Annotated in this window: 7 protein-coding genes and 1 pseudogene; 4 read left to right on the forward strand and 4 right to left on the reverse strand. The window is 57.4% G+C overall.

Annotated features, from left to right (window positions below; all coding sequences use genetic code 11):
- Positions 1-105: 105 nt before the first annotated feature.
- Together ACQKDV_RS13650 and ACQKDV_RS13655 are read right to left on the reverse strand one after the other, a co-directional pair.
- Positions 106-903 carry a siderophore-interacting protein gene (locus tag ACQKDV_RS13650; RefSeq protein ID WP_427784336.1) on the reverse strand — a complete coding sequence of 266 codons (798 nt, stop codon included), beginning with the start codon at positions 901-903 and terminating at the stop codon, positions 106-108.
- A gap of 66 nt (positions 904-969) precedes the next feature.
- Positions 970-1,539 (reverse strand): PadR family transcriptional regulator, encoded by a 570-nt coding sequence (locus ACQKDV_RS13655; protein ID WP_427784338.1) that lies wholly within the window; start codon positions 1,537-1,539, stop codon positions 970-972.
- A 636-nt stretch (positions 1,540-2,175) separates the two neighbouring features.
- Between ACQKDV_RS13655 and aceE the strand changes: the two genes are divergently transcribed.
- Positions 2,176-4,863, forward strand: coding sequence for a pyruvate dehydrogenase (acetyl-transferring), homodimeric type (gene aceE / locus ACQKDV_RS13660; protein ID WP_427784340.1), 2,688 nt, complete (start codon positions 2,176-2,178; stop codon positions 4,861-4,863).
- 45 nt (positions 4,864-4,908) lie between these two features.
- Here the strand turns inward: aceE and ACQKDV_RS13665 are convergent, their stop codons facing one another.
- On the reverse strand, positions 4,909-5,367 hold the full coding sequence (locus ACQKDV_RS13665) for a restriction endonuclease (RefSeq protein WP_427784349.1): 459 nt from the start codon (positions 5,365-5,367) through the stop codon (positions 4,909-4,911).
- A 96-nt stretch (positions 5,368-5,463) separates the two neighbouring features.
- Positions 5,464-6,078, reverse strand: a pseudogene (locus ACQKDV_RS13670) (hypothetical protein); the annotation flags it as partial.
- Between the two features lie 97 nt (positions 6,079-6,175).
- Here ACQKDV_RS13670 and ACQKDV_RS13675 point away from each other — a divergent pair.
- From ACQKDV_RS13675 to ACQKDV_RS13685, 3 genes are read left to right on the forward strand one after another with little or no spacing between them, the layout of a single operon-like run.
- Entirely contained in the window at positions 6,176-7,189 is a 1,014-nt protein-coding gene (locus ACQKDV_RS13675) for a DNA cytosine methyltransferase (protein WP_427784342.1), read from the forward strand.
- A gap of 10 nt (positions 7,190-7,199) precedes the next feature.
- Positions 7,200-9,401, forward strand: coding sequence for a sensor histidine kinase (locus ACQKDV_RS13680; protein WP_427784345.1), 2,202 nt, complete (start codon positions 7,200-7,202; stop codon positions 9,399-9,401).
- Between the two features lie 23 nt (positions 9,402-9,424).
- Positions 9,425-10,489, forward strand: a complete 1,065-nt coding sequence (locus ACQKDV_RS13685) for a hypothetical protein (RefSeq protein ID WP_427784347.1) — start codon at positions 9,425-9,427, stop codon at positions 10,487-10,489.
- Positions 10,490-10,636 lie beyond the last annotated feature (147 nt).

Here is a 10,636-nt window from a genome sequence, read left to right on the forward strand (position 1 = left end):
CGTGGGCTCGGCTCTACAGAGAGCGGAAAGCAGCCGAGCGTGGGCTCGGCTCTACAGAGAGCGGAAAGCAGCCGAGCGTGGGCTCGGCTCTACAGAACTGCGGGATCAATCGCCGTCGGTTTCGTCCGGCTGGGCCTTCCAGTAGCCGGTCGAGCGGATCCAGTCGCGCGGCACGCCCAGGTGGCCTTCGATGAACTTGCGCATCATCCGCGCGCGACGCGATTCGGTGGCGATCCAGTAGAACGTGTCACCCTCGGGTGCTTCGAAGTCGGTGAACATGTCTTCCAGCAGCGTGCTGCTGGCTGCGGGGAAGCCGTTGCGTTCCAGCCAGTGGATGCGCACGTTCTCGTACTGCGGCAGGTCCTGGCGCTCGTCCTCGTCACTCACTTCGATGTACGCCTGCACCTGCGCGCCATCGGGCAGCACGTCCAGCCAGCGGGCGATGGCCGGCAGCGCGGTTTCATCGCCAATCAGCACGTAGGCATCGTAATCGTCGGCCACCACGAACGAGCCGCGCGGGCCGGCGATGGACAGGGTGTCGCCCGGCTGCGCGCATTCGGCCCACGGCCCGGCAATGCCCTGGTCGTGCAGCACGAAGTCGATGGCCAGCTCGCCGGCCTCGTGGTCCCACCAGCGCGGGGTGTAATCGCGCGCCACCGAGTGCTCCTTGCCCTCGGGGTAGCGTGGGCCTTCGGCGGTCATCACCGGCAGCACCATTTCGCCGCTGCTGTTGGGGAAGAACAGCTTGATGTGGTCATCCGGGCCGGGCGAATCGAAACCGGCCAGATCGGCGCCGCCCAGCACCACCCGGCGCATGTGCGGGGTGATGGTCTCGGTGCGCAGCACGGTCAGGTGGCGGAAGCGCACATCCAGGCGCAGGCGCGAATTTTCATGTTGGGTCATTGCAGTACCTGTGCAGTCAGTCGCGCGGCCTCGCGCGCGTGGAAGGGGGAAACGACCGGGCCGATCTCACGCCGGGTCCGGCTCGGTCGGGGTAACGCGGTAGGGCGCATCGGCCAGGGCACCGTTCAGCAGGGCCGAGGCGCGCGACAGCTGCTCGGCCACCGCTTCGGCCTCGCCCTCGCTCCAGCGGCCGTGGTGGCGCACCAGCGCTTGCTTGAATTCGCGCAGGGCGGTGGCCAGCGGCGGTGGAAGCGAGGCCTTGGTGATCTCGCGGGCGCGGTCGAAAGCGCGGCGCTGGGCCAGCCGCACCTGGGTGCGCTGCACCTTCAGCTCGAACTCGCCGGCCGCAGTGATGCGGAACACCCGGCGGCCGTCTTCTTCTTCCGAGGCCACCCAGCCGGCCTGCTCGAAGCTGGCCAGCAGCGGATACATGGTGCCCGCGCTGGGCGTGTAGGCCTGCATGAACAAGCCGCTGATGTGCTGGATCAGCTCGTAGCCGTGGCGCGGCTGTTCGCCGATCAGCGCCAGCACCAGCAGGCGCAGGTCGCCCCGGCTCAGCACGCGCGGCTGTCCATTGCGGCGGGGGATGGCGGGCGCGTCTTCCTTGCTTGCCCTGACGGTAGAGGTTCGGCTCATATCGATATATCGGTAACGAGTGCGTAAACGATATATCGATAAACCGGAGGGAACAAGTACGGTTTCGGCCACACCAATGTGCGAAACGGGCCACGGGGCCAGGCGGGGCAAGGGTTCAAGGCAGAGCGTGCGCGCGCTGCAGGCCACCATTGCGTGGCCCGGCATCCGTGCCCGGCCACGCAACAGCAACCGCAGGGGTGCCCCGCTGGGCGGGGTGGGCAGACGACGCGCCAACGCGCGGGAAGGGGCCTGCTCGCGGCCAAGGTGCGGGGCGGGCGTGGCAGCGTCCAGAGCCATACGCGACGGGTTGTCAGGAGTTCAGCCGGGCACCGTCAGGCAAGGCCTACGCGCGCCCGCGCTGCCGCACGGCGGTCAACGGGGCGGGTAACACTGCGACCTGCATGTGGACGCAGCAGCCCGGAAGCGACAGCCAGAGCGGCGCCATACGGCGGAAAAAACAGAGGGTCAAGCCCACTTGTCCCGGCACCGGCTGGCCCGGGACAGCCTGTGCGGACATGGGCTGCGTGCATCCATACGGCAGCGTAGCCAAACGACGCAAGCGCTTGGTGCGCTACACTTTGCGGTCTAGATATCTATACAACAGTCGCGCGCGTGCGTGCGGTAATGGGAGCGCTAATGAACTGGTTGAACGAAGTGCTGAACAACGACACCAATCCTGTGGAAACCCAGGAGTGGATCGAGTCGTTGAAGGCCGTCATTGATGTCGAGGGCCCCGAGCGCGCGCATCAGCTGCTGGAAGGCATGGTGGAACTGACCCGTCGTTCGGGTGCGTACCTGCCGTTCTCGCCCACTACCGAATACGTCAACACCATCGATCCGCAGCTGGAGGCCAAGAGCCCGGGCAACGCGGAACTGGAATGGCGCATCCGTTCGATCATCCGTTGGAACGCGATGGCCACCGTCGTGCGCGCCAACCGCAAGCCGGGCGACCTGGGCGGCCACATCGCCTCCTTCGCCTCCGGCGCCACCCTGTACGACGTGGGCTTCAACCACTTCTGGCGCGCCCCCAGCGACAGCCATCCGGGCGACCTGCTGTTCATCCAGGGCCACAGCGCCCCGGGCATCTACGCGCGCGCCTTCCTGGAAGGCCGCATCAGCGAAGAACAGCTGGACAAGTTCCGCATGGAAGTCGACGGCGGTGGCCTGTCGTCCTACCCGCACCCGTGGCTGATGCCGGAGTTCTGGCAGACCCCCACCGTGTCGATGGGCCTGGGCCCGCTGGCCGCCATCTACCAGGCGCAGTTCATGCGCTACCTGGAAAACCGTGGCCTGATCGAAAAGAGCGACCGCAAGGTGTGGTGCTTCATCGGCGACGGCGAGAGCGACGAGCCGGAAACCCTGGGTGCCATCGCGCTGGCCGGCCGTGAAGGCCTGGACAACCTGATCTTCGTGGTGAACTGCAACCTGCAGCGCCTGGACGGCCCGGTGCGCGGCAATGGCAAGATCATCCAGGAACTGGAAGGGGTGTTCCGTGGCGGCGGCTGGAATGTCATCAAGCTGTTGTGGGGCGGTTACTGGGATGCCCTGCTGGCCAAGGACACCCATGGTGTCCTGAAGAAGCTGATGATGGAAACCGTCGACGGCGAATACCAGAACTGCAAGGCCTTCGGCGGCGCGTATACCCGCGAGCATTTCTTCGGCAAGTACCCGGAAACCGCTGCGATGGTTGCCGGCATGAGCGACGACGACATCTGGCGCCTCAACCGTGGTGGCCACGACCCGCACAAGGTGTACGCCGCCTACCACCAGGCCGTGAACACCAAGGGTATGCCGACCGTCATCCTGGCCAAGACCGTGAAGGGTTACGGCATGGGCAGCGCCGGTGAGGCACTGAACCCGACCCACCAGACCAAGAAGCTGGACGACGACGCGGTGCGCCACTTCCGCGACCGCTTCAACATTCCGGTGACCGACGCGCAGCTGGCCGATGGCCAGGTGCCGTTCTACCACCCGGGCCCGGATTCGCCGGAAGTGCAGTACCTGCAGGAGCGCCGCAGCGCCCTGGGCGGTTACCTGCCGCAGCGCCGCCGCAAGGCCGACAAGAGCTTCAACGCACCGAAGCTGGAAACCTACGAGCGCCTGCTGAAGAGCAGTGGCGAGCGCAGCTATTCCACCACCATGGCCTTCGTGCAGAGCCTGAACATCACCCTGCGCGACAAGGAACTGGGCCCGCACATCGTGCCGATCGTGGCCGACGAAGCCCGTACCTTCGGCATGGAAGGCCTGTTCCGCCAGATCGGCATCTACGCGCCGTTCGGCCAGAAGTACAAGCCGGTGGACGCCGACCAGCTGATGTTCTACCGCGAAGACCAGAGCGGCCAGGTGCTGCAGCAGGGCATCAGCGAGCCGGGCGCCATCAGCTCGTGGATGGCGGCCGGTACCAGCTATTCGGTGAGCAACGTGCCGATGCTGCCGTTCTACATCTACTACTCGATGTTCGGCTTCCAGCGCGTGGGCGACATTGCCTGGCAGGCAGCGGACATGCGTACCCGCGGCTTCCTGCTGGGTGGCACCGCCGGCCGCACCACGCTGAACGGTGAAGGCCTGCAGCACGAAGATGGCTTCAGCCACCTGGTGGCGGGCGGCATTCCGAACGTGCGCAGCTACGACCCGACCTTCGGCTTCGAAGTGACGGTGATCCTGCAGCACGGCACCAAGGCCATGATGGAAGACCAGGTAGACGAGTACTACTACCTGACCCTGATGAACGAAAACTACACCCACCCGGAAATGCCGGAAGGTGCAGCCGAAGGCATCGTGAAGGGCATGTACCTGCTGACCGACGCCGGCAAGCCGAAGAAGGGCGAGCTGCGCGTGCAGCTGCTGGGTTCGGGCACCATCCTGCGTGAAGTGATTGCCGCCGCCGAGCTGCTGGACAAGGACTTCGGCGTGACCGCCGACATCTGGTCCTGCCCGAGCTTCAACGAGCTGCGCCGCGATGGCTTCGACGCCGAGCGTGCCAACCGCTTCCACCCGGAAGGCGAACAGCGCAAGGCCTACGTGACCGAGCTGCTGGAAGGCCGCCAGGGCCCGGCGATTGCCGCCACCGACTACGTGCGTGCGTATGCGGACCAGATCCGTGCGTTCGTGCCGATGAGCTACACGGTGCTGGGTACGGATGGCTTTGGCCGTTCGGATACCCGTGCGAACCTGCGTCGCTTCTTCGAAGTTGACCGGTACTACATCGCGCATGCCGCGATTGCGGCGCTGGCTAAGGATGGGAAGATGACGGGTAAGGATGTGGCCCGGGCGATCAAGCAGTACAAGATTGATCCGGAGAAGGCTAACCCTGTTGGGGTTTGATCTGACGTAAATAAGTGGGAGGGGTTAGTTCCTCCCACTTTTTCTTCAGGCGACCGACGGGAGTAATGAAATCCATGCAATGGTCGCGTCCGGCCCCTGAATTCCGGCTCGTCTGAGTATCTCTACTATATCTCTGCCCGCGATTATTATTATTGGGTGTTCGTCATCTACAATTTCGTTGTAAGCCTGAATGTGGACAAACGACGTTGTGATCAGAACTCCAAATTGTCTGTGGCGGAGGCGAGATATCAGCCTAGATGTCTCCTTAACTCCCACCGAATTGGAGGGCGAGTAGCATTTTGCCTCCATGGCGAAATCAACCTCAACCGACGCACTTCCTCGGCCGACACGGTATTTACCAATAGCGTCTCGCCCGCCGTCCCTTGATGGGCGTGTTAGGTCGAGGGAAATGGTATCTGGCAGTAGGAGTTCTACGATTCTTGCAGCGAAGTGCTCAAACGCAATCGGCTGCGAGGAAAACATGGAATGTATTGCGTCAAGCATGCTTGACTCCAGCCTCGACTGCGGAAGCTGATCAAGTCTTGATCGTGCGCGATTTGTCGGAGTTGCTTTTAAGGGCGAGTAACCTCCACCTTGGATCCAGTTCTTCCACGAGCGTGGTGCTGCATCAGACAATGGCCTTTCTTCGCGAATATCGTTGAGCCAGGAGCGACTTATGGTTGCCTCATCGAGGATTGTCATTAGCGCTCGATAGTTCTGAAAGCGCTTGTCTCCAGATTGATGCCAAGTAGCGACTAGGTCCTCCGTCGACGCAATTCCAATTGCTCCAGGAACTGCGAGGCCGAGGAAGCGGACGTCTCGATACTCACCTGTGCTTTGAAACAAGAGTATTGGTGGGACTTGGTGACGCAAGCTGTGTGCCCGATTAAAGACATCACGCAACATTCTGTTGCCCCAGCGTCTTGTCTCATGCAACTCTCGACCCGGCTTACGGTTGTCACCGTAGTAGGTGAACACACCCGTCTTTGCATCTAGGGAATCAGGCCAGTCAGGCTCAGACATTGAAGTTGTAAGAACCAGTAGGCGCGGAGCTTCGATCTTCCCAAGATGGCGAAATCCGCCCTGATTGCTAACGCCTAGAAGCTTACCAAGTGGATCATCTCCAGCGTGGCCTAAGCGCCCGCCTTGATAAATTCGGTCCACGACCAAGTCCATCTCGATTAGCGGCGTAGGGCTTTGACTACTGCGATCCATTTCGAGGTGCCACCGTGGGGAAGCTAGCTAGCGCTAGCCTAAGCCAAATGCGTCACCTGTCGCAATTGACATCCCAGTTAGTCTCTGCAACGCTTCGATGGGAAGTAGTACGTCTCAATCAATTTTTTTACAGTTTCAGCCGAAAGCTGCGACCTTCGGAGCCAACTTGAGAGCGCTTGATATTTTCTGTGGTGGTGGACTAAGTAGCGCCGGTGCGCGAGCTGCCGGAGCCAATCTTATTGGTGCAATCGATCTCAATCCGATTGCCGCCCAAACATATAAGACAAACTTTCCCGGTGCCGAAGTTCTAGAGAGTAAATTAGAACGTATTAGCCCCAGGCGGCTAAGGGACGAAATCGGCGATATCGATCTCTTGCTGGCTTCGCCTGAATGCACAAACCACACCCCTGCAAAAGGTTCTGCGCCCCGTTCGGAAAGAAGTAAGGAAACAGCACTCCAGACCATTCGTTATGCTCGAGCGTTTAGGCCGAGATGGATCGTGATGGAGAACGTGATCCACATGCGCCCTTGGTCGCGTTATGAAGAGATGATGGATCAGCTTAGACGGCTAAAGTACCGAGTGACGCAGCAAGTCATTGACTCATCCGATCTTGGTGTGCCGCAGCGGCGCAAACGCTTGTTTGTTGTATGTGATAGCGAAGGTGGAGTTGCTCCGCTCGTTGTTCCTCAAGACATGCCGAAGCGTACCGTGAGGGACATACTGGATCCTCCGGGCACTTGGCCAATGACAAAACTGTATCGGCCCGGCCGAGCACCTGATACTTTGGAGCGAGCAAAGCGCGCGATCAAGGAACTCGGTGACGATCAACCGTTTCTCGTTGTGTACTACGGCACGGATGGCTGTGGCGGATGGCAGAGCATAGATAGGCCACTTAGAACTGTGACTACGGTGGACCGGTTCGCTCTCGTAGTTCCGACCTCAGACGGGCATCTGATGAGAATGCTTCAAGTTCCTGAGCTTATGCGTGCCATGGGTCTTTCAGAAAACTACAGCCTTTCCCATGGAACAAGAAGGGATAAAATAAGATTACTTGGCAACGGAGTCTGCCCTCCAGTTATGGAGCAGCTGGTACGGCAGCTAAAGGCATAGGGAGAGAAGAATGCCCATCGACTTGAAAAGTAGCTCTTTATCACTTCGGCCCCGCGCTAGGATCATGCGGACTCTCGGCGAGGAGCTCATAAGTAACGAGGTTGTTGCCGTTATTGAGCTTGTGAAAAATTCATATGATGCCGATGCGAGTAAGGTTGAAGTTGTTTTTGATCTGCGATTGGAAGATTCGTCGCTCATCGTACGGGATGACGGTCATGGCATGTCCCTCGACGTTGTAGAGCGGGCATGGATGGAGCCGGCTACAGATCATAAGAAGAAGATCAAGCTCAGTCCGTATCTTAATCGGCGGCTCTTGGGTGAAAAAGGCGTAGGCAGGTTCGCCTCTGCGCGCCTTGCCAGTGAGCTAGAATTAACAACTCGCGAAGTTGGAAGCGCTGACGAGGTATTTGCGTACTTTGACTGGACGCAATTCGATGATCTCGATAAATATCTTGATGAGATTGTAATTCTCGCCGAGAGTCGGGTGCCGCAAGACATAGTTAAAGGTGGTCAATGTTCACTGGGAGGCCCGGCACAGAGCGGTCTTTCGCGGGATGGATCCCACGGGTCCATCCTGAAGATGGAAGGGTTGAAGAAGGTCTGGGTTAAAGCTGATTTTGATCAGCTATCTCGGGGCCTTAGTCGACTTATTGCTCCTTTTTCAAGCCGCCAGGACTTTTCAATATTTCTTAGAAGAATTGGTGATGATTCGAACGAAATTGAAGAGGTGGCTCCGCCTGAGATAATAAAGTATCCCCACTATGAGCTAAGGGCTTCGCTCTACGATGACGGATCGTATATGGCGAAAGTAAAGCTAAATTCTGTTTCTGGTGAGGTTGAATTCAAGGGCTTTCTTGGGCGAAATGCCAGTGGTGATGAGGTAGTTAGGAGTGACCAGCCCCCGTCTTCTGGCAGCCTTGAAAGTGGACCCTTTGATTTAGAAGTCCTAGTTTGGGACAGGGATCATCTTGAAAGTGTTGATCAAAAAATTGGATTGGGTCTTCGAAGCGTTAGGGGTGATCTTGATTCGATAGCGGGGATTAGCATCTATCGCGATGATTTTAGGGTTATGCCATACGGTGAGCCCGATAATGATTGGTTGAAGCTCGATCTTCGTCGAGTTCAGAATCCAACGATGCGCCTCTCCAATAACCAAATTTCTGGTTACGTGAAAATATCCTCTGATGAGAATCCGGGCCTCAAGGATCAAAGTAATCGAGAGGGTTTGGATAACAACAGGGCGTACCTGGATCTTCGCTTGGTTGTTAAGTTCTTTCTGGGCCTCTTGGAGCCCGAGCGCTACAAGGAGCGCAAAGTTGAGAGGACTGCTAAGCCATCCAGGCCAGTTTCCATTTTTTCTTCTCCTGACATACAGAAATTGAGAGAAAAGCTGGCGTCAAGAGCCGGGCAGGAGGACGCCCTCAAGATGCTTGATGAGACGGCGAAGGGGTGGGAGGATCAGATAATAAGAATTAAAGCCGTCATGTCTCGATACCACACCCTTGCGACCGTCGGGCAGTTGGTGGACAAGGTGGTGCACGACGGGCGACAGCCGCTGTCTACCATCCATGGTCAAAGCGCGCTCGCGCTTGAGGCCGTTGATGGGATTGTCGGCGATAGCTCGCTGAAAGAATCAACTGGCGCAGCCGTGGAGCGCGTGCAGTCTAGGCTAACAAGAATTAAAGATGCAGCTGGGCTTCTCGATCTTCTATTCAAGAGAATAGAGCCGCTTGGGGGGCGTAAGAAGGGGCGTCCAACCAAAGTCTATCTCAATGAAATAATAAAGTCTTCGTTCGCGCACTTTGATTCTGACATTTCGGCGAAGGGAATTAAGTTGAGCCTTCCGGAGAAGGATGACTTGGTGAGGGTTGATGCGCTCGAGCTTCAGGAGGTAATGATAAACCTGATCTCAAATAGTATTTACTGGCTGGGCGGAGTTCCTCGCGAAAATAGATCAATCGTTGTTAAGACGGGTCGCATCGATGGAGGGGCTGTCGAGATTATATTTGCCGACAGCGGCCCAGGAGTTGCTAGAGAGAATCGAGATGCAGTATTCGAGCCTTATTTCTCCACGAAGCCGGATGGTGTTGGGCTAGGGCTGGTTATATCTGGGGAAATCATAAGAGATTACTATGATGGCGAGCTCGAGTTGCTCGATACAGGGCCTCTCCCAGGTGCTGTGTTCAGAATTGTTATCCGAAAGCGCGTCTAATTATTAGTAGATAGGGGTCCCTAATGTGGCGTGTGCTCTGTGTTGATGATGATCAGCAGAAGGCTAGAGATGTTGGCGAGTATCTTTCCGAGTGGCATAAAGGAAATGACTTTGGTGAATTTCATGTAACCACTGAGTCATCCTTTGATAAGGCCGTGGAGAGGATAAGGACTGAGCGTTTCGACTTGGTTACGCTAGATTTGCATGGTGCAACTGATCCTCCTCCTGAGAAGGATGATGGCTTGCACGAGCAGGAGGGTCGTAGGATTCTAGATGTAATCAAGTCTGAGTGTTTTTTGCCTGTGGTTTTTTATACGGGCTTCGCAGACAAGATTAAGGGGCTTGAGTCGTCCGTTGTAAGGATTGTTAAGAAAGGGGATAACGACCTGGAGTCGGTTCGGGCTGCTGTTGGGAAAATTTTTTCGACTGGGCTTCCTAAGCTTTCTGCTCAAATCCTTAAGGACAAAAGGGATTTCATGTGGGAAGTTATAGATAAGCAAGCGGATCTCGTACAAGAGTCCGCTGACCTTGCGTATTTGCTTGCACGTCGCCTTGCTGCTAGATTTTCCGCAGTATCAGTAAAGGAGGTGCTGGGTGACAAAGTTGGATCTGCAAAGCCCATTGAACTGTATATCTATCCGCCAGTCCCTGATGCTATCCACACAGGCTGCATCCTGAAGGATGATGATGGCTTTTGGATTGTGGCCACTCCGGCGTGTGATTTTGCGCAAAATAGAGCCGATCACGTTGTTCTTTTGTCTGCAGTTCCAATTTCTGAGCATCCAATCTATCTCAAGTGGATGGACTCGAAGAGTGTTAAGAATACTGAAGCGGTTCGAAGGTTGACAGTTAATAACGGCGGTGATCGATATAGGTTCCTGCCCGGGACTTTTTTTATAGATGACCTGGTTGTTGATTTTCAGGGAATCAAAAGAGTCGAGATGGCGAATTTCGATGTGACCAAAGTCGTCTGCCGGCTCGATAGTCCGTTCAGAGAAGACTTGCTTGGTTCATTCTCCCGCTACTACGGGCGTATTGGCGTTCCAGAGATCGATATCACCAAGTCGGTTGCCAGAATTGCGCTCTAGACCGGCCTTGAATGAACATGGTGGCTGGATCATGTATCTGTAATGGTGCTGCGCCCTTTGGCCGCGGTCGCCCTTCCGAACTGGGAGGGTGGCCCCCCACGTCAGAGTAGTTGTCGCCCGGATAAGATCCTGCAGTGGGGCGATAAC

Source organism: Stenotrophomonas sp. NPDC077659, from assembly GCF_050268705.1.
Taxonomy (GTDB): domain Bacteria; phylum Pseudomonadota; class Gammaproteobacteria; order Xanthomonadales; family Xanthomonadaceae; genus Stenotrophomonas.